Annotated in this window: 18 protein-coding genes, 2 tRNA genes and 1 pseudogene; 15 read left to right on the top strand and 6 right to left on the bottom strand. The window is 40.1% G+C overall.

What is annotated here, in order from left to right; all coding sequences use genetic code 11:
* Nucleotides 1-104: 104 nt before the first annotated feature.
* Nucleotides 105-178 (bottom strand) — tRNA-Asp (locus LEP1GSC062_RS06975).
* 147 nt (nucleotides 179-325) lie between these two features.
* On the opposite strand from LEP1GSC062_RS06975, the gene LEP1GSC062_RS06970 reads away from it, so the two are divergent.
* The 14 genes and pseudogenes from LEP1GSC062_RS06970 (at nucleotide 326) to lysS (ending at nucleotide 14,069) form a co-directional block, all read left to right on the top strand.
* The gene (locus LEP1GSC062_RS06970) at nucleotides 326-1,000 is read left to right on the top strand and encodes a CDP-alcohol phosphatidyltransferase family protein (protein ID WP_039941438.1); all 675 of its coding nucleotides are present in this window, start codon (nucleotides 326-328) and stop codon (nucleotides 998-1,000) included.
* 51 nt (nucleotides 1,001-1,051) lie between these two features.
* Nucleotides 1,052-1,134 (top strand) — tRNA-Leu (locus LEP1GSC062_RS06965).
* A 564-nt stretch (nucleotides 1,135-1,698) separates the two neighbouring features.
* Nucleotides 1,699-2,907, top strand: a complete 1,209-nt coding sequence (locus tag LEP1GSC062_RS06960; RefSeq protein ID WP_039941436.1) for an LIC_11904 family protein — start codon at nucleotides 1,699-1,701, stop codon at nucleotides 2,905-2,907.
* Nucleotides 2,889-3,971, top strand: a complete 1,083-nt coding sequence (locus LEP1GSC062_RS06955; RefSeq protein ID WP_010578036.1) for an Ig domain-containing protein — start codon at nucleotides 2,889-2,891, stop codon at nucleotides 3,969-3,971. Before LEP1GSC062_RS06960 ends, LEP1GSC062_RS06955 begins: the two co-directional genes overlap by 19 nt.
* 48 nt (nucleotides 3,972-4,019) lie before the next feature.
* Nucleotides 4,020-4,550, top strand: a pseudogene (locus LEP1GSC062_RS06950) (hypothetical protein).
* 11 nt (nucleotides 4,551-4,561) lie between these two features.
* Nucleotides 4,562-5,092, top strand: coding sequence for a hypothetical protein (locus tag LEP1GSC062_RS06945; protein ID WP_020983785.1), 531 nt, complete (start codon nucleotides 4,562-4,564; stop codon nucleotides 5,090-5,092).
* Nucleotides 5,093-5,179: 87 nt separating this feature from the next.
* A complete protein-coding gene (locus tag LEP1GSC062_RS06940) occupies nucleotides 5,180-6,076 on the top strand; it encodes an LA_3334 family protein (protein WP_425268429.1) in 897 nt (298 codons plus the stop codon).
* Nucleotides 6,073-7,422: a Kelch repeat-containing protein gene (locus LEP1GSC062_RS06935; protein ID WP_020983803.1), complete on the top strand. Its 1,350-nt coding sequence runs from the start codon at nucleotides 6,073-6,075 to the stop codon at nucleotides 7,420-7,422. Before LEP1GSC062_RS06940 ends, LEP1GSC062_RS06935 begins: the two co-directional genes overlap by 4 nt.
* 1 nt (nucleotide 7,423) lies before the next feature.
* Complete coding sequence (locus LEP1GSC062_RS06930; RefSeq protein ID WP_010578032.1) at nucleotides 7,424-7,969, top strand: tetratricopeptide repeat protein; 546 nt, start codon at nucleotides 7,424-7,426, stop codon at nucleotides 7,967-7,969.
* A 173-nt stretch (nucleotides 7,970-8,142) separates the two neighbouring features.
* Nucleotides 8,143-8,667: a DUF1993 domain-containing protein gene (locus LEP1GSC062_RS06925; RefSeq protein ID WP_010578031.1), complete on the top strand. Its 525-nt coding sequence runs from the start codon at nucleotides 8,143-8,145 to the stop codon at nucleotides 8,665-8,667.
* On the top strand, nucleotides 8,664-9,560 hold the full coding sequence (locus LEP1GSC062_RS06920) for a polysaccharide deacetylase family protein (protein WP_010578030.1): 897 nt from the start codon (nucleotides 8,664-8,666) through the stop codon (nucleotides 9,558-9,560). The genes LEP1GSC062_RS06925 and LEP1GSC062_RS06920 overlap by 4 nt, the downstream gene beginning before the upstream one ends.
* Nucleotides 9,561-9,705: 145 nt before the next feature.
* Nucleotides 9,706-11,844, top strand: a complete 2,139-nt coding sequence (locus tag LEP1GSC062_RS06915) for a glycosyltransferase family 2 protein (protein ID WP_020983770.1) — start codon at nucleotides 9,706-9,708, stop codon at nucleotides 11,842-11,844.
* Between the two features lie 78 nt (nucleotides 11,845-11,922).
* Nucleotides 11,923-12,573, top strand: coding sequence for a hypothetical protein (locus LEP1GSC062_RS06910; protein WP_010578028.1), 651 nt, complete (start codon nucleotides 11,923-11,925; stop codon nucleotides 12,571-12,573).
* 8 nt (nucleotides 12,574-12,581) lie between these two features.
* A complete protein-coding gene (gene lysS, locus LEP1GSC062_RS06905) occupies nucleotides 12,582-14,069 on the top strand; it encodes a lysine--tRNA ligase (protein ID WP_010578027.1) in 1,488 nt (495 codons plus the stop codon).
* A 688-nt stretch (nucleotides 14,070-14,757) separates the two neighbouring features.
* Here the strand turns inward: lysS and LEP1GSC062_RS06900 are convergent.
* From LEP1GSC062_RS06900 to LEP1GSC062_RS06885, 4 genes are all read right to left on the bottom strand, one after another.
* Complete coding sequence (locus LEP1GSC062_RS06900) at nucleotides 14,758-15,177, bottom strand: hypothetical protein (protein WP_039941434.1); 420 nt, start codon at nucleotides 15,175-15,177, stop codon at nucleotides 14,758-14,760.
* A gap of 128 nt (nucleotides 15,178-15,305) precedes the next feature.
* Nucleotides 15,306-16,133: a WecB/TagA/CpsF family glycosyltransferase gene (locus tag LEP1GSC062_RS06895; RefSeq protein ID WP_020983757.1), complete on the bottom strand. Its 828-nt coding sequence runs from the start codon at nucleotides 16,131-16,133 to the stop codon at nucleotides 15,306-15,308.
* Nucleotides 16,134-16,176: 43 nt separating this feature from the next.
* Complete coding sequence (locus tag LEP1GSC062_RS06890) at nucleotides 16,177-16,803, bottom strand: thiamine phosphate synthase (protein ID WP_020983806.1); 627 nt, start codon at nucleotides 16,801-16,803, stop codon at nucleotides 16,177-16,179.
* A 36-nt stretch (nucleotides 16,804-16,839) separates the two neighbouring features.
* On the bottom strand, nucleotides 16,840-17,019 hold the full coding sequence (locus LEP1GSC062_RS06885; RefSeq protein WP_020983799.1) for a hypothetical protein: 180 nt from the start codon (nucleotides 17,017-17,019) through the stop codon (nucleotides 16,840-16,842).
* Between the two features lie 92 nt (nucleotides 17,020-17,111).
* Between LEP1GSC062_RS06885 and LEP1GSC062_RS06880 the strand changes: the two genes are divergently transcribed.
* On the top strand, nucleotides 17,112-17,396 hold the full coding sequence (locus LEP1GSC062_RS06880; RefSeq protein ID WP_010578023.1) for a hypothetical protein: 285 nt from the start codon (nucleotides 17,112-17,114) through the stop codon (nucleotides 17,394-17,396).
* Here LEP1GSC062_RS06880 and LEP1GSC062_RS06875 read toward each other — a convergent pair.
* Nucleotides 17,386-18,075: a 16S rRNA (uracil(1498)-N(3))-methyltransferase gene (locus LEP1GSC062_RS06875; protein ID WP_010578022.1), complete on the bottom strand. Its 690-nt coding sequence runs from the start codon at nucleotides 18,073-18,075 to the stop codon at nucleotides 17,386-17,388. The genes LEP1GSC062_RS06880 and LEP1GSC062_RS06875 overlap by 11 nt on opposite strands.
* Nucleotides 18,076-18,083 lie beyond the last annotated feature (8 nt).

Below are 18,083 nucleotides of genomic sequence, written 5' to 3'. Positions count from 1 at the left end.
TCGCGTTTTTACGCTTTTTACGAAAGCGAAAAACGCTCTCGCTCATAAGCTTCGAGTCCGATTTCATGTAAGTTGAAAGATTGTATGGAAGAAAAGAAGAATCTCGGAGCTGACGGGACTCGAACCCGCGGCATCCTGCGTGACAGGCAGGCACTCTAACCAGCTGAGCTACAGCTCCTTTATTCTCTTGATACTTTTTCAAAAGAACGTCTCCGGTCAATCGATTTCATTTAAATTAATTCGAAAAATTCTATTCCTGAAATTCATCCTCTCATTTACTGGAATACAGAATTCTCTCCATAAAAATATTGGAACGAAAGTAAAGATGATCGTTCAGGAAAAAAAACCTCAGGAACTTTTAGAAGACAGGATCTTCACCATTTCCAATTTGCTTTCAATCAGTAGAGTTTTTCTTTTACCCTTTTTCATCACTTTCACAAAAACTTATATGGCTTCGCCGGAAAAAACCGAATTCCTACTCTACGCCATACTTACATGTCTTTTAGCAGTACTTACCGATTATCTCGACGGATTTCTTGCAAGACTCCTTCATCAAGAATCCGTTCTTGGTAGATACTTAGATCCTATCTGCGACAAGATTGTGACAATCGGAGGACTTTCAGTCATCGTTCATTACTTTCGGTTTCCGCTTTGGATTCTAATTGCTTACATCATCCGCGAAATTTTAGGAATCTGGCTGGGAAGCTTTCTTTACCTCAAACGAGGAATTCAAGGAAAACCAAATTGGTGGGGAAAATTCGGAGTTGGACTCGTAGCGATTACAGTTTTCTGGTATATGTGTATCCCTCTCATCCAATTTCGAATTCCAGGAGAAAGTATTCTGAAACACCCCGAAATCTCCGGTTACATCCTCGTTATGATTCTTTGTGCGGGAATCTTCGCTTATTCCAAACGTTACTGGGACATCGTATTTCATCCGGAAAAAATTCAAATCGATCCTGAGGATAAAAAGACTCGAAAGAAATACGAATTGGTTTGATCGTAAGTTCCTTGACTCCCAAGGCTCTTTTCTCATTCTGTCATTGCAACCGCTCGGGTGGTGGAATTGGTAGACACGCAAGCTTGAGGTGCTTGTGCCGTTTAGGTGTAGGGGTTCGAGTCCCCTCTCGAGCAAAAAACTTCTCTTTTTTAAATCCAAACAATCAAACACAACGAAACCGGGACTCGAAGCGAGCTTTTTGTAAAGCGTTTTGAGCTTCCGTAAGAAGCGAGAAACGCTTCCGAGGAACACTATGTTCCGAGGCAAAAGCGAGACGCCGTGGAGCCAAGTCGAGCACGGATGCGAGACTGCGTAACGGCGAGTCCCCTGTGTTGCGACAGCAGGTAGCAACACATTGAGTTTTTATCGAGCAAAAATCCGTCTTAAACATTCCCCTCGAATTCCTTATTTTTTTCTAATTCTTTCTATTCTTCGAAAAAACTGAGACCTTTCCATTTCGATAAACTTAAACAGATGAAATCTTTATGTAACAAACAAAGCTCCACAAATTGACAATAATTTGAAAATTAAAACATTATTTTAAAGTAAAATTGACTTAATTTGAAATAAAATATAATAAACTATTTTTCATTTTATACTTTACTATTTGACAGGAAATACAATCGAAATTCTTTATGTTGTCATATATGGCAAATTTGTTAAAAAAATTCACATTAGTTGTCTTTTTATCAACAATCATTCATTGCAAGAATCAAAAAGGGGACCGAAGCGCCTCGGCCATTTCGCTTCAACTAATGAGCCTTTTTTCTCAAAATGACTCTCCAATAAATCGTTCCGGAGGGACTGTAACAAATCTCCAGAACTCCCACTTAGTTTCAAAATTTCAACTCAATCCGGAAATTTTCGAAAACATAGGTTTTCTTTACACTCGAAACTTAAATTTCCCCGAATTACGGAGAATTCAGGATTTTTCCGTGGTTCATTTAGACGACTCCATTCGTGATACGAGTCTTTTGCAGACCGATGTAAATCTTTTCATCCTGGATTCGCCAAAAGGAAACATTATTTATTCCAATTCAAATCAAAGTATTCGATATTTTCATGACGATCGTATCGAAAACTATAAGCAAATTTATGTTCTTCCCAACGGAAGAATTCTCTTCATTTCCTCTGATAACTTTTTAGATCTGTGTTACACATACACTGCGACGGGTAACATTAGCTTCACTCCAAATTGTATCAAAACAAACATAGGCGCCTATTCAATTTTTGAGTTTAAACCAGATAACGGGGAAGTGATTTTATTGGATCACCAAAAACAATTAAAAAAATTTAATATAATCGATAATTCTTTAACCTCTTTGAATATAAATCCGCAGCCGATAGAAGTGTTTTCCTTAGCCTATAACAACGGTTTTTTAGGTGTCTTAGAAAATAAAGGGACCAAATTAACTTTATTCTCCGAAGGGAACGGACGATTCAATTTTACAAATTCCCTAGAAGACTTTTCTTTTGTTACACAAAAAGGAATCAGATACAACGCTCCTCAGCTTTTAGGTATCGCAGTCAATTCGAGCGGTAGCATTTACGCAACTTGCCCTTCCGAAGACGCGGTTTACTCATTCAACGGAGATTTAAGAATCACCGATGTCTACGAATTTCTCCCCGAGATAAGGCCTTATAAAAAGATAATCAATCCCCATAAGATCTTAATCTCTAAAAGGAATGAATACCTTTACGTTTCAAATCGATCCGCTTTAGAAATTCTGAAAGACTCCGTAAATAATCCAAGCGATGACTTTCAATGGATCTTACCGGTTCAATCCGATTCCATTGAAAACGCATTTAAGAATTTAGTTAACTCGGGCGGGTATGATCCGAACAAAAGTATTTTCGATCAACCTGGCATAAAAGAAATCGTTCAATCTTGGAAGGGAAATTTGTGAAAAAGAGCTATTTTCCGAAACTATTGTTAATCGTCGCAATGCTCGGTTTAGGTTACAGCTATTATAACTGTAAAATTAGCAAAGAACAATTAAAAGACATTATGATTGGAGCATGTACGTTTTGGCCCGCAGATTGGGGAGTTAAACCTCCAGTGTGTGCATTTGTGAATCAAATTGCGCCAGGAGGAAGAAGCCCGGCATGCGTAGGGTGTGAATACGGTTATTCATTTGGGTATTGTAAGCCAGACGAAATCGGTTATGGAGGCTCATTTTCATCTCATTGGGAAAATGATAACAGTAAGAAGTTTTGCGGAAAAACGATCGAGCTGCCTAACGGTTCTTTGGATTGTGTAAAGGTGGAAACTTGCGCAGGCGCAGGTGGTACAACTGTTCAAAATGCCCGAGTCGGCGAATATATCGGTGATAACAATTTTATTCCTCTACCTCCAATCCTAAAAGCTCTCAGTCCTTCCAATACTGCGAGAATTTACCAAAGCTCTCCGATTCAGATTCAATTTGATAAATCCACTCAATCGGATTCCTTTACATTTTCCGGTCCGATCGGTTCCAGCATCGGGAATCGATTTCAAATCAATCGAGCCGACCTTTTCAACGATAGACTTGTAATTCCGGGTCAATCGAACCGAGTCGTGGGCGTAGGAAGAACGTTAAGCGTAAAAGGTTTAGATATCGATGGTAAAGAAATCGCTATAACGCTCGTGTATTCAGTTCAGCAAGATGGTATTCCAATGGATCCAACAACTTCGACATGCCAACCGGAATGCCAAGTCAATTGGTTAAACCCTTATTCCATACAATTCACCGCCTCGGGAGGATTTCCGCCTTATCAATGGTATATTGCCGGAGATCCGAATGCGTATCCGCCCGGAGTGAATTTATCGACTTCCGGTCTATTGACCGGGCCCGCTACCGTGAACTTCTTAGGTTTGTATCCGTTCACCGTGATAATTATCGACGCGACCGGAAATACACAAGTTTTTCCGGTCGTAATCAATTCCATTGATGAGATTGCGGCTTGTTTCTTTGCTGGGATCTGCGGATAAAATAGAAATCAATGAAATATCTATTCTAATATAAAGCGAATAAAAACTATGAATATTCTTAAGAGTTTAATACCTTCCATTTTATTTTTATGTTTTGCTTCATGCGAAAACGTTAATAAACAAAAAGAAAATGAAATTACCAGAAACAACTTTGAGGATTTATTTTTACTCGGTACTACTTTAAAAATGAATACAATGATACGAGTCGACAACCAAAGAAGACGTTTCTATTACGGCGGCGATCTACGATAATTCCGATTGTAATCCGAATGCAGTCCCAAACTACCCCACGGACTTCCGGTCGTTTACGATTTTGGAACCATTCCCCCTCATTCTAAATCATCCGTTAAAATTCTTCCGTTGGCAAGTTATCCCACCAATCCAAACGATTGGACCGGAGGAAGATTAGTACCATTCTATACAAAAATAAATAACTTTTGTGAATATGAGAGTTTTCTAGTAAGCACCTCTTCCGATCAAATCGGTTACATTTGGCAGGTAGTCCGAGATTCTCCGACAGCGTTTCACAATAATTTTGAAATCAGAAGGGCCGTTTTTGTCCCTCCTAATATGGAGTAAAAATAAAAACTATGAATATTCTTAAGAGTTTAATACCTTCCATTGTATTTTTGTGTTTTGCTTCATGCGAAAACGTTAATAAACAAAAAGAAAATGAAATTACCAGAAACAACTTTGAGGATTTATTTTTACTCGGTACTACTTTAAAAATGAATACAATGATACGAGTCGACAACCAAAGAGACGTTTCTATTACGGCGGCGATCTACGATAATTCCGATTGTAATCCGAATGCAGTCCCAAAATACCCAGGACTTCCGGTCGTTTACGATTTTGGAACCATTCCCCCTCATTCTAAATCATCCGTTAAAATTCTTCCCTTGGCAAGTTATCCCACCAATCCAAACGATTGGACTGGAGGAAGATTAGTTGAATTATTTGCCAGAATTAACCTCACTTACTGTGAGAGAAACAGTTTTCTAGTAAGCACCTCTTCCGATCAAATCGGTTACATTTGGCAGGTAGTCCGAGATTCTCCGACAGCGTTTCATAATAATTTTGAAATCAGAAGGGCCGTTTTTATCCCACCCAACATGGAATAAGAAAATTTTGTTTATCATATTGATTGAATTCCTTCACTTCTGGAAGACTCATTTTCCCCTCACTCTGAAGGCTTGCAAATAATTAAAATGCCATTTCTCAGGAAACGTTTCGGTCGGAATTCAATGATTGTATTTGTGTTCTGCTTTTCGAATTTGAATGCAGCGGAATTGGTTTTAAAGAACGGAGATTCTTTTATCGGATCCGTAATTGAAGAAACGGAAGCAAAAACGAAGTTTTTATGGAAAGGAGAAGAGTATGAAATTCCCAAATCTGATATTTCTTCGATCGACAGAAAGAAAAAAGGAGCGGACGCCTCTTACCGTTATTCTTCCCTCAAGTTAAAAGATGGAAGTGTAATTGTAGGAGTTGTAGTCGAAGAATCGGAAGAACTGATTGTCATAAAAACGAATTTAGGCTTTATTAATATTGAAAAACAGAAACTCTTAGAAACATATTCAAGTCTAGAACCTCATCCGAAATTAGATCGAAAATACCTATCTTATCTTAGTAAGATTTGGAACAATCGATTCGGGCTCAGTCTGAATGCTTTAGCAAATCACTCTCCAATTTCCCAATCAAACCCTGTATCGTACGGAGGCTCTCTTTTTATCGAACCTTCTGCTTTCGATTTTTCCGGTTATAGGCTATCTTTTCGAATGGATTATTTACAATCCAAGACCGCGGAATCGAATTACTTATTTCTAAATCAGTTTGTCTATTTCAACAAAGGAAAAATGTTCTTCGATAATCCTAGGTTGAATTTTTATTTCAATATCGGGTTAGGCGCCTCAATTACAAGTTTTTCAGGAAATGGGGAACAACGTAGCGGTGTGAGTCCTTCGACAATTTTAGGTTTTGGATGGCAGGGAATCAATTTCCGTTCGATTCAGCTTCGAATGGGAATCAACTCGTTTTGTACATTTGAGAGGGCCGGTACGTTTTGTGCGACAGGAATCGAATTGGGAGCCATGTATTTGTTATGAAATACTTAGTCCTTATCGCCTTATTTTTGTCATGCGGAGATTCCACTTTATTTGAGGGAAGTAAGGCTCGAAAAAATAACATAGAAAATATTTTCTTTCTAAGCATAAGGCCGAATTCAGCTACTTTAGTCTGGAATTGCGAGGAAGAAATGGACGCTTACGCGACTTACGGAAGAGAAACTTTGGATAAGATAATTCCTAGTTTAAATTTCGGAAAATCGCATATCGTCACCCTAACCGATTTGATTCCGCAAACGGATTACATTTATACCGTTTCTTGCGGAAATAATCTAGACGATATAACTTGGATAAACAGCTTTCAATCCGCAGTGAGCGACGACCCAATCAAAACCAGAGGTATTTGGCTCATAGGCGGTATAGGAACGGACGGGAATCCAATTTCACAAATCGATTTGTATGATCCGGTGGAAAACCGATGGTATCCTAATATTACGCAAATGCCAACTCCGAGAGCTTTCGCAAATATTATCGCGCATAAAAATAAAATCTATGTCATGGGCGGTTTGATAAAGTCTGGGCCTTCTTTCAGCGCTACCGATCGAGTGGATGAATATGATCCATTTTTAAATTTATGGAGAACCCTTTCTCCGATGCCGAATACTCATCAAAGTGGCAATTCCTTATCGGTTGAAAATTCAATCGTTATCATCGCCGGAACCACATCCGAAGCGATGCAAACAGGCACATTGATAAATACTATTTACGAATTCTCCCCTTCCAATGGAGATTTAGGAACTTGGACAAAATACGTTTCCAATAGTGCAATCTTCCAGAGAATCGATATAGCTTCCTGTAATACCGGGGGTTCACTTTTTTTTGCTGGAGGTAGAAGGGCATCGGATGGAAGTCCGTTTGCTACTTCCGATGGATACATTCCGGGTATAAGTTCCACAACCTTTATTGTAGAAAGTCCGTTGAACGTAGCCCGACACGGATCAGCTGCTGCTTGTTATATTCCCAATTCAAAAGATCCTTTTCCATCGGATCCTCCGGCAATCTTAATAGCGGGAGGATCTACTTCATCAAATTTAATCCAACCTTCTTCCGGGATTTTGCCAACGAATTCATTCGAATATAGTCGAATCAATCCCTCCGCTTTCAATTCTTATGCTACTCTTCCATCCAATCTTTATTACCCTTCTATGGAAATTTCATACGACCGCCGAAGTGCATTTGTTTTTGGCGGCGAAACATCCTTAGGTAATTTAAGCGACGTTGTTTTCAGCCTAGATCTCTCCACTCCCGCCACCTCTCAATGGCAATCCGTAAATTCTAAAATGCCACTTCCAAGATACGGCCACAAATCGATTCTATTGAGTCATTGATATGAAAGGAACTTTTGTCTATTTACTCATCCTACTTTTCGCCTTTGACCTCGTCGCAGAAGAGTTTAGAGAACCGTACCAAAGTATAAAGTCTTACATCGAAAGAGGGAATCTAAAAACTGCACAGGAAAGTTTGTCGGATCTTTTAAAGATTTATCCAGACGACGCGGTTTTACAATTATACCAGAACAAATTGTGGATTGCTTATGCGGACAATTTTTTTCAAAAAGGATCCATCAACTTAGCTTTGAGTTATTATTCGAAAGTTGATAAGGAATGGGCAAACAATCCTCACGTTAAGAGTCAGATTCGAAAATGCCTTAACAATTTCAAAAGTGTTTCAGAAGGAAGGAATTTAATACAAAAATTGCCCGCAAAAATAATCGAAAATACGGAAACCCCTGTTTCGATAATTCCTAATGAAGGAATATTAAGTGGTTTAGAAGAGATTAAAGATCAAATTAGTAACGTTCAATGGATCACTTTTTTAAATTTGGGAATTCTTTTGACACTCATAGGTTATTCCGTGTTCTTTAGAAAAAGATAAGAACTATATACTTTCAACCAGGCGGGGCTAAATTCGAAAATCCCGAAAGAATTTCCCTATCACAATCCCTAAAATTTCAATGCGATTGCCTTACTCGTCATTTTACCGAAAAATCCTATCTCGATAGAAGCCTTTCCAAAAAATGAGAAAAACTATAAGCGCCGAAGACGACCATGCTCTACGAAATCACGATTCTTCAATTTTCCAAAATGCTCAAAAATCTAAAACTTATCTTGGAACAGGCTTACGCAGAATCTAAAAAGTTCGATGTGGAAGTCCTACTGAACTCTAGGCTGGCCCCCGATCAGTTCCATCTCATCAAACAGATTCAAACCGCCTGCGATACGGCAAAACTGGGGGTTTCCAGGCTTACCGGAAAAGAAGCGCCAAAACACGACGATCAAGAAAAAACCATCGCGGAATTACAGGCAAGAATCCAATCCACGTTAGACTATCTTGCGACCTTTACGGAAAAGGACTTCGTCGATTCGAACGAACGAAAGATCTTTCATCCGCGCTGGGACGGAAAGTATCTGACCGGAAAAGAATTCGCAATTCAACACGCGATTCCCAATTTCTACTTTCATATTACGACTGCGTATTCCATCCTCCGCCACAACGGGGTCGATATCGGAAAGAAAAATTACCTCGGTGAAATACCGCTTAAAAGTGAATCGCAACCACAGAGGACTTCTTGAAACAGTCTCTCGTAATTTTAAGATGGCCGATTTTTTGGATCGGAACGTTTTGGATCACATTCAATGTTTGTAATTCTCCTTTTCGAGAATCCCAAACCTCCCTTTCTCCAAAAACCAATTCAAACGGAATCCCGGTTCTTATCTATCACGAGATCGTAACCGATTCCCAAAAAGAATTCGGAGAAACCGTGATTTCTCTGCAAAAGTTCGAAGAACAGATGCAATATCTTTTTTCCAAAGGTTATAACCCGATTACGATGAAGGACCTTCTTTCCTACATACGGAAAGAAAAAGTTTTACCGGACAAGTCTGTGGTTTTAAACTTCGACGACGGTTGGAAAAACGTTTTAAACGCAGTTCCAATACTCAATCGATACTCTTTTCCGGCTTCTTTTTGGATCATAGCCGGATCGAAAGGTATTGGAAACGGAGAATATCTAGAATGGTCCGATATCCAAGAACTTGCCAAGAATCCTCGATTTGAAATCGGATCTCATACCTACAGCCATCCCTGGAATCCAAATGATAACTTGGTGACTTGGGTCGACAATCGTGTCGATGGAAAAAGTGAAAAAGACGCTCTCTTTGAACTGAAAGAATCCAAAAGAATCCTAGAATCCAAGTTAGGCATCCTTGTCGACTATCTAGCCTGGCCCTGCGGCTGGTATAATGATAAACTCATACAGTTAGCAGTGCAGTCAGGTTATAAAGCGATACTTACAACGGAAGATGGAACCAATTTGCCGGGAGGAGATCCTTTGAGAATCAAACGTGTCTTCATAGATGGAAAATGTGATCTTACTTCTTTTATCAAACAATTGGAAAATCCAAGATATATCGTATGTCAAAAGTCTAAAAAACCAACACAGGGAAATTCTCCCTATTCTTATTAAAATTTTTCAAATTTATCTCCCAAAATAAATTTTTCTTCCTCGAAGAATTATTATGATTTCATCGTGGAAGCATAGTTTTGTTTATTGTAAATCTAAGTAAATTTGAATGAGCATCAATCCAGTTTCTGCAACGGAATCCACGCATTTGAAAAACAACCGGTATTACCGGAACCAGATCTGGATCACAAAAATCTTTCTTCTCTTAACAATCGTCGCCTGTTCTTTCGCGGGTTTCGAGATGTTTGGAATTTTCTGGGAACAGCTTCTCGATCATAGACCTTTTGCAGCCATAGGACAAGTCGCGTTTTTCTTCATCATCGCCCTTCTGACCTACGGTAACTTCGTCTATCAATTTACCCGAATCGGCTATTTCAAAAGACTTTTGAAACATTCCCCCCTGAGCCGGGCAGAGTTAGAAAAGATCTACAAACAAGATTGTCCTCCCTTGGCAGTACTGGTTCCTTCCTACAAGGAAGAATTAGATGTCGTTCGCGAAACACTTCTTTCAGCGGCACTTCAAGATTACCCGAACCGGAGAGTTGTATTACTCATCGACGATCCTCCAAAACCAAAAAGTTATGCGGATTTTGAAGCTCTGCAAAATATGAGAGCGTTACCGAATTCTCTCCAAAAGGAATTCAATGAGGCTGCCTATCCTTTTATTCAAGCCCGGAAGGAATATCTGGAACGTAAACTTTCTCACAAATCCAAACCTTTGAAAGAAACGGAACGTTTGATTCAACTTTATAAGGACGCCACCTTTTGGTTTCAAAATCGAGTAAACTCGTATGACGATCCTGCGATCCAAAAGGAACTTCCGGAACATATCCGCGCTTTTATGAGAGATTTCTTTTTTAAGGAATGGGGCATACTTCATTTAGAGAGAGTTTCCGAACTGGAGCTACTTTGGGTGAAAGGCGGGGCTGATCCAGAAAGAATCGAAAAAGAATACAATCGTCTTGCGTCTTTATTTTGCGTAAATTTTTCCACCTTTGAAAGAAAGAAATATCTGAACCTTTCCCATCTTCCCAACAAAGCGATGAACTTGAATAGCTACATAGCTCTTTTGGGAAAACGATGGAAAGAACGAGAAGATTCTCACGGATTATTTTTGGAAGAATCCAATAATGCCGATTTTTCTTTTGAAATTCCTGAGGCAGATTTGCTCATTACCTTGGACGCGGACAGTGTTCTTCTTCCCGATTACATTTTGAAATTATCCCACGTCATGTCCTCTCCCGAAAATGAAAAAATCGCCGTGGTGCAAGCCCCTTACAGTTCTTTTCCGGGAGCACTTAACGTTCTAGAAAACATGGCCGGAGCGACCACCGACATTCAGTATCAGATCCATCAAGGGTTTACATATTTCAAAGCCACGTTCTGGGTAGGTGCAAACGCGATGCTTCGCTACAAAGCGCTTCTGGATATCAGGACCGTTTACGAAGAACGCGGTTTTCAAATTCATAAATACATTCAAGACAATACCGTCATCGAAGACACGGAATCTAGCATCGATCTTTTGGATGTAAATTGGAATCTTTATAACTATCCGGAAAGGCTCGCCTACAGTGCGACTCCTCCTGACTTCGGATCGCTTTTGATTCAAAGAAGAAGATGGGCCAATGGAGGTCTTATCATTCTTCCAAAACTTCTTCGTTACGTATTTCGACGTCCCTGGAGTCTTATAAAATTCATAGAAGCCTTTTTTCGAGTCCACTATCTCGGGTCGATCGCGGCGGTGAACATAAGCCTTGTCATTCTTATGGGCAGTCCTCTGGGAGAAGGAATGGAAACGTATTGGATAGCGGTCTCTTCTCTTCCATATTTCATCTTATACGGAATGGACTTGGCAAGAATCGGATACAAGTGGATCGATCTAATTCAAGTCTATTCTCTCAACTTACTTTTGATTCCCGTAAACTTAGCCGGTGTTTTCATGTCGATCAACCAGGCGATTACGGGAAAACAAATTCCATTCAGTAGGACTCCGAAGGTGATCGGTAGGACTGCGATCCCTGCTCTTTACGTAGTCGCCGAATACTCTCTTTTAGCCCAATTGCTCTTCGGATTTATCACGAACTATCTGCATAGAAACTGGGTCTATTCGATCTACAACTTAGGAAACGCTTTTCTTTTAGGTTATGGAATCATTAAGTTTATAGGACTCCGATTCTGCTGGGAAGACATTCTGCTTTCCATGAATAAACCTCCGGTGGAGATCGTAGAAAAGGTGGCTCATTTGGTAGAACCGAGGGTTACGATCGATCTGGAAGGAGAACCATGATCTACAAACAAAGCACGGATCGAATCGTTTCCTAATTTCCTCTTGTAATTTGATTCCTGGAAAAAACTCTCGTTTTATATGTCCACACATCCAGGACCGATATCCGTACAGGAAGTTTTGCACAAAGCGCGGTTATTTTTTTCCGGATTCTTTCTCAGTTTGATCTTAATTTTCGGATTGATCGCTTTCAGTCCTCTCTTTTTGATCCGAGACCGTCCCTTTCCGAAAAGCGACGCCCTAGTACTGGAGGCAAAGGAAACGGTTCCGCAAGACATACTCAAGAATGCAGCCGACGGATTCAAAAAAGGATACGCGGGAATACTCATCGTTCTTTATTCTCCCGCCACAACAAACTCCAACTTAGGTGTGACTCAAGACTTAACGGCTGAAATCCAAAATTCACTCGTCACCTTAGGCGTTGAAGAATCGAAAATTCTAATTTATAAACTCGAACCGTATCCGATCGGCGCTAGAAATTTCTCTAAATCTCTTCTAAAAATCTGTCTGGATAGACAACTTAAAAGTATTCTTATTCTCTCCAAAAGATTCGAATCGTCTCTAAATCAAAAACTCTACGAATCCGTATTGGGTCCGGCGGGTTTAAAAATTCATGTGGTCCCTTTGTCGGATAAAATCGGGCTCGGAAATTGGTTTTTAAGCGAAGAAGGATTCGAAATTGTCTTTTTAAACATAGCCAGAATGTTTTATCAAATACTCCCAGGAAAATAAAATCTAAAATGTTAGACTCAAACGAACTCATTCAACAAAGAATTCAAAAAATCGAAGAATTAAAAAAACAGGGAATCAATCCTTATCCGGTTCGTTTTTTTCCGGATTCAAAATCGAAAGACATCGTTGAGAAGTTCGAAAAAGATCCTACCGGACCGGAAACCAAATTCAAATTAGGCGGAAGATTACATTCCAAAAGAGTAATGGGAAAAGCGAGTTTCGCCCATCTCAAAGACAGCACAGGAATCATTCAACTTTACGCGACCCGAGACGATTTAGGGGAAACTTCCTACGCAATTTTTAAGTCTCTCGATCTGGGAGATATCATCGGACTGGAAGGTTATCTTTTTAAAACCCAAAAAGGAGAAATCACATTACACGTCACATCTGTGGAACTTCTCGCCAAATGTATTCGTCCTCTTCCCGTGGTAAAAGAGAAAGACGGAGTAATATACGACGCATTTGCCGACGTCGAACAGAGATATAGAATGCGGTACGTGGATCTTGTGGTGAACGATCACGTCAGGGATACGTTCATCACAAGAAGCCGGATCGTTTCCGAAATCAGAAGTTTCCTTACCAACGAAGGTTTTTTGGAGGTGGAAACTCCGATGATGCAACCGATTGCGGGAGGTGCGGCGGCGAGACCCTTCGTAACCCATCATAATACTCTGGACATGCAGTTGTTTTTGAGAATCGCTCCCGAACTTTATCTCAAACGTTTGATCGTGGGAGGCATGGACCGAGTTTTCGAACTCAATCGAAACTTTAGAAACGAAGGAACCTCAACAAAACATAACCCTGAATTTACGATGATGGAAGCCTACATCGCATTTGCGGACATGAATACGATGCTTGACCTTACCGAAAGACTCATCACACACTTAGCACAAAAAATCCACGGAACGTTAAAAATCCAATACGGCAAAGATCTGATCGATCTTTCTCCTCCTTGGAGAAAAGTGACTTACACAGATATCATCAAAGAGTACAGCGGAATCGATTTCAGTCTGATCACTTCTTTGGAAGAAGCGAAGAAAAAAGCCTCCGAATTGAAAGTGGACGTTTCCAAATGTAATACGATCTGGAAAGTGGCGGACGAGGTCTTTTCCGAAAAAGCGGAACCGAATCTAATCCAGCCCGTTTTTATCATCGATTATCCGAAAGAACTTTCTCCTCTCGCGAAATCCAATCCGGATAAGCCCGGTTATGTGGAACGATTTGAACCTTACGTAGCCGGAAGAGAAATCGGAAACGCATTCACAGAGTTAAACGATCCTTTCGATCAAAAAGAAAGATTCGAAGATCAGGTAAAACAAAGAGAAGCTGGAGACGATGAAGCATTTATGATGGATGAGGATTATATCCGCGCGCTGGAATACGGAATGCCTCCGACCGGAGGACTCGGAATCGGAATCGACCGTTTGGTGATGCTTTTGACCGATTCCCATTCTATTCGGGACACAATTCTGTTTCCATTGATGAGACCGGAATAACTCCATAACCAACCACAAGTACTTGATCCGAAGATAAATCTGTCGGAATTACGACAGTGAGACTTAGTTCCCACAACGCGCCCTAAACACCGACCCATAGGAAGGTGTTTGCTGAGTTCAGGAAGCGTTGTGCCTGAGTTTCCCCTTGTTTTTGGGTGGGGGGGAGAAAACTCTATTTCGCTTTCTTTCTCAACTTCGTTGAGAGCCGCTCACGACGCTCCGCTGTTCGCTGGCTATTTCGCTCTCTGCGGGTCGCGAAATAGGCGGGAAAACTCGGGAGACTTTTCTCTATCAGAAAATCATACTTCTCGCAAGTAAAAAATAGGATTCTTGTCTGAACACTTGCGTTTTATTGTATGTAATGTAAAGTCCTAACCCCTAATCACTGACACGTCGGAACACTTGCATTTTATTGTATGTAAAGTTCTATCCACTAAAATCTAACCCCTAATCACTAACACGTCGGAACACTTGAAAAATATCAGTTTTTGATCCTTATTATACTAAAAACCTTCTTAATTTGTGGGTAAAGTTATGGAATAACTTCGGTCACGAAAAGACTGTCCGTTTGAATCTGAATCATCAAGATTCCGTAGCTCATTCTAAGATGCGGGAATCGAGTCAGGAAGTTTGCAAACCGGTTCATTCGATGAAATCCAAGTGGAAAGTTTACGGCTACTGAGGTCGATTATCCCGGAAGACGTTTCTTTTTACGAGGCAGATCCTCTATAAATCGGATCGCCAACGTATCGACTAAAACGTCGATTCGATCTCTCAGCGCGGAATTTGCAGTCTCAAAACGAACTTCGAAACGGTGAAAGTCCTTTTTGACCTCGGATCGGAAGCTTGCAATTTCCGTCTTCAACTCATGAATTTCCGTTTTTGTTTCTTTTCTCAAATCCTGGATATCCGTTTTCGTTTCCTTTCTCAATTCCTGAATTTCCGTTTTCGTTTCCTTTCTCAATTCCTGAATTTCCGTTTTCAATTCCAACTTCAGTTCCTGAGTTTGAGAGGATAATTGTTTCCAGATTACGTGAAGAAATCCGAAAAGGGAACCGAAACCGACCAGGGTTGTGACGATCAACGCAAGAAAAGAAATATCCGTCATGCTCAGAAGAATCGCGTGCGAAAAAATCGAAATCAATTCTTTTTCCTATAATATGTAGGTATATTTAGGAAAAAAGATATACTCTTTTAGAATATTTTCCCGACAAACCAAAAATGGAAAATCGCTTCTTAGGATTTTTTTTGAAAGAGAGATTTAAAGAATACGACCGTAAAAAACTGAAACATTCTAAAAAAGCGGAATAATCTCCAGGGTTTGCTCAGGATTCTCCACAGCCAGACCAGTCCTCTGAGCTTGAAAAAATTCGGAGCTTTTCTCACCTTACCGGAAAGAATATCTAAGGAACCGCTGACTCCGATGATTACGGAATGTCCGAAAAACGCCGTGTTATTTTCGATCCAGATTTCCTGTTCCGGAAAATCCATAGCAAGAAAAATGAGATTCGGACTCGTCTTACGAATCGATTCCTTTACCATCAACTCCCTTTGGGGATTCATATAGCCGGCGTGTCTTCCAACGATTCTCACCCCGGGAAAATGTCTCGAAAGAGTAAAATAAACTTTTTCGATAACATCTTCTTTGCCACCGAGCATAAAAATGGAATAATTTCTGAGTTCACAAAGACGAACCAAATCCATCATCAAAGCAATCGTAGAAATCCGTTCTTTCAGAATTTTGCCGAGACGGGCCGCGGCCCACTGCAGCCCCGCTCCTTCCGCAAGAATCATAGTCGCCTTTTCCGTGATTCTATGGAGTTTTTTCCCCTTTCGAACCGACATGATTTTGACGGGATCCAAAAAAAGAATATGGTGAAACTTTTCTTTTTCCTGCAAGAGCCTATAAATCTTGGCTACGGATTCATCCTGGGTCACATTATCGAATGGAACTCCGAGAATATCGGTTTTTCCTAATGTTTCCGTTTGAATGACCTGATAATCTAAAAGATAATCCCTATCGTCTTTGGCGGAAAGATGTACGATTTCATCCGGCTTCTTCATCTAAAGGCATCCTATAAGACATAAGTTCAAAGTCAATTGAAACTTAGCGATTTTGCTTTCGTATTTTCGTAGCAGCTGTTCTAAATTCTCTTTCTAAACAAGCCATAGAGATGCTTGAAAGTAAAAACTTTCCCTTTTTCAAAATCAGATCCAAATTTCCAACTTGAATTCCACCGATTAAAGTTACAGGTAATAGAGATTCTCTTGCGACTTTCTCTAAAATTTCCGTCCCGATTGCGGGCTTTGCGTCTTCTTTATTATCGGTAGAAAAAATCGGTCCAAGCCCGGTATAATTCCAAAGGGAAGAATCCAATACGTTCACTTCTTCCAACGTATGAGACGAGGTTCCGAGATAAAGCTCCGAGTTGAATAAAACTTTCTTTTCTTCGGAATTCAAAGCCTCATAATCTTCTTTTCCGACATGAGCGCCGAAACAATTCCATTCGATCGCTTGTTCCCAAAAATCATTTAAAATCAAAAGTAAGTGAGGATATCGATCCTGAAGAGACTTCACAAAAAATTCCAATTCAAGAATGGAAGCCGACTTGGCGCGGATCTGAACAAAAGGAACGAGATCCGGATATTCTAACCAAATCCCGGGGAGAGTTAAAAAATCGAGATTTTTCTTTTTACAAAAATCCCAATCAAGAATCGGATAAATTCCAGGCAACGGCCAAGAGAAAGTTTGAACCTGTAACGACAAATTTTACGATCTCAAGCCGCCTCTATTTTCCCATCGACACGACTTCAAATTTTTTCCCAAAAGAATCCCCGACTTACTTTGAACGGCAAACATGCCCGAACTAAGTTTCAAATATTCTAATAAAGAAAAAATTCTCGTAGATTCCAATTCGAAGGGAGAAAACAATGTTACGTTCACTTTCATAGACTGATTCTAGAAAGTTTGGCTTAAGAATCTTTTAACGTCCAATCTTTTTTGATTTACGCGAAATTCCAAAACGAGCGACCATACATTTTATGAGGAAATTGTCTTCGATTTTACTTTTTTTATTCTTTGTTTTCGTCTTGATGACGGATTGTAGTTCAAGAAAAGACGAAACAAAGGAAAAAGCGCTTTTTAACTATATTCTATACTGTGGTCCTGGTGGAACAATTGATTCCTGCAATGCGGCTTGCGGAGAGACTTATGGGACAAACGTAACAAATGCAAATTTACAAGCGTTGACTTCCTGCACGAGCGCTTGTACAACAAACTGCAACGTTCTCGGTTTGTATCTTCAATTGAGCAACCTCAATCGTTAAAATAGCGAAACAACGAGGCCGCAAAAATTCCCGCGGTCTCGATTTTTAAAATCGTGTTTCCCGCTTTAACTCCGAGTATATTCTTTTCTCGTAATAAATACATTTCCTTTTCACGAAATCCGCCTTCCGGCCCCACAATCCAAATCGAATTTTGAAAAAATTCCGGCTTCGGTTCCGATTCTCCCTTCGGATCGAATTGATAAATGGAAAGATTTCGGTTTTCTTGCGAATTTAAAAATTCTTTTAAGGAAACCGGGGCGGATACTTCGGGAAGAAAAATTCTTTTCGATTGAATCGCCGCTTCTTCCACAATCTTTTGAGCTCGACTCAAATTAAAATCCTTCCGATCCGATTGTTCGAAGTTTAAAAAGTAAAAATGACTTAAGCCCAGTTCGGTTCCTTTTTGTAAAAGCCATTCCAAGCGGTTCCCTTTAGGAATCGCAGTTGCAACCGCGGAAATGGATTCCGGTTTTACGTGAACCTCGGTTTTTTTAAGAACCCCTTGTTGTGAATTTCCCTTTACTTCGTAAATCCATTCCGATCCAACTCCGTTGAACACTCTAAGATTTTTATCTTCGGAAAAAATCCGAAGCGCCTTTAAATGGGAAATCTCCTCTTTGTTCAAGGAAAACTGCGATTCGCAGCGGAAACCTCTTCTGAAAAGAATCGCTTCTTCCAAAATAAGTC

It is taken from the genome of Leptospira alexanderi serovar Manhao 3 str. L 60, from assembly GCF_000243815.2.
Lineage (GTDB): Bacteria > Spirochaetota > Leptospiria > Leptospirales > Leptospiraceae > Leptospira > Leptospira alexanderi.
The sequence above is the reverse complement of the archived record's forward strand: the minus strand, read 5'-3'. Positions and strand labels throughout refer to the sequence as shown.

Coding starts and splice junctions, on each gene's coding strand:
- lysS (WP_010578027.1), top strand. CDS start 12,582: ATGTTAGACTCAAACGAACTCATTCAACAAAGAATTCAAAAAATCGAA.
- LEP1GSC062_RS06940 (WP_425268429.1), top strand. CDS start 5,180: ATGCCATTTCTCAGGAAACGTTTCGGTCGGAATTCAATGATTGTATTT.
- LEP1GSC062_RS06885 (WP_020983799.1), bottom strand. CDS start 17,019: ATGAAAGTGAACGTAACATTGTTTTCTCCCTTCGAATTGGAATCTACG.
- LEP1GSC062_RS06925 (WP_010578031.1), top strand. CDS start 8,143: ATGCTCTACGAAATCACGATTCTTCAATTTTCCAAAATGCTCAAAAAT.
- LEP1GSC062_RS06970 (WP_039941438.1), top strand. CDS start 326: ATGATCGTTCAGGAAAAAAAACCTCAGGAACTTTTAGAAGACAGGATC.
- LEP1GSC062_RS06935 (WP_020983803.1), top strand. CDS start 6,073: ATGAAATACTTAGTCCTTATCGCCTTATTTTTGTCATGCGGAGATTCC.
- LEP1GSC062_RS06930 (WP_010578032.1), top strand. CDS start 7,424: ATGAAAGGAACTTTTGTCTATTTACTCATCCTACTTTTCGCCTTTGAC.
- LEP1GSC062_RS06945 (WP_020983785.1), top strand. CDS start 4,562: ATGAATATTCTTAAGAGTTTAATACCTTCCATTGTATTTTTGTGTTTT.
- LEP1GSC062_RS06895 (WP_020983757.1), bottom strand. CDS start 16,133: ATGAAGAAGCCGGATGAAATCGTACATCTTTCCGCCAAAGACGATAGG.
- LEP1GSC062_RS06910 (WP_010578028.1), top strand. CDS start 11,923: ATGTCCACACATCCAGGACCGATATCCGTACAGGAAGTTTTGCACAAA.
- LEP1GSC062_RS06900 (WP_039941434.1), bottom strand. CDS start 15,177: ATGACGGATATTTCTTTTCTTGCGTTGATCGTCACAACCCTGGTCGGT.
- LEP1GSC062_RS06880 (WP_010578023.1), top strand. CDS start 17,112: ATGAGGAAATTGTCTTCGATTTTACTTTTTTTATTCTTTGTTTTCGTC.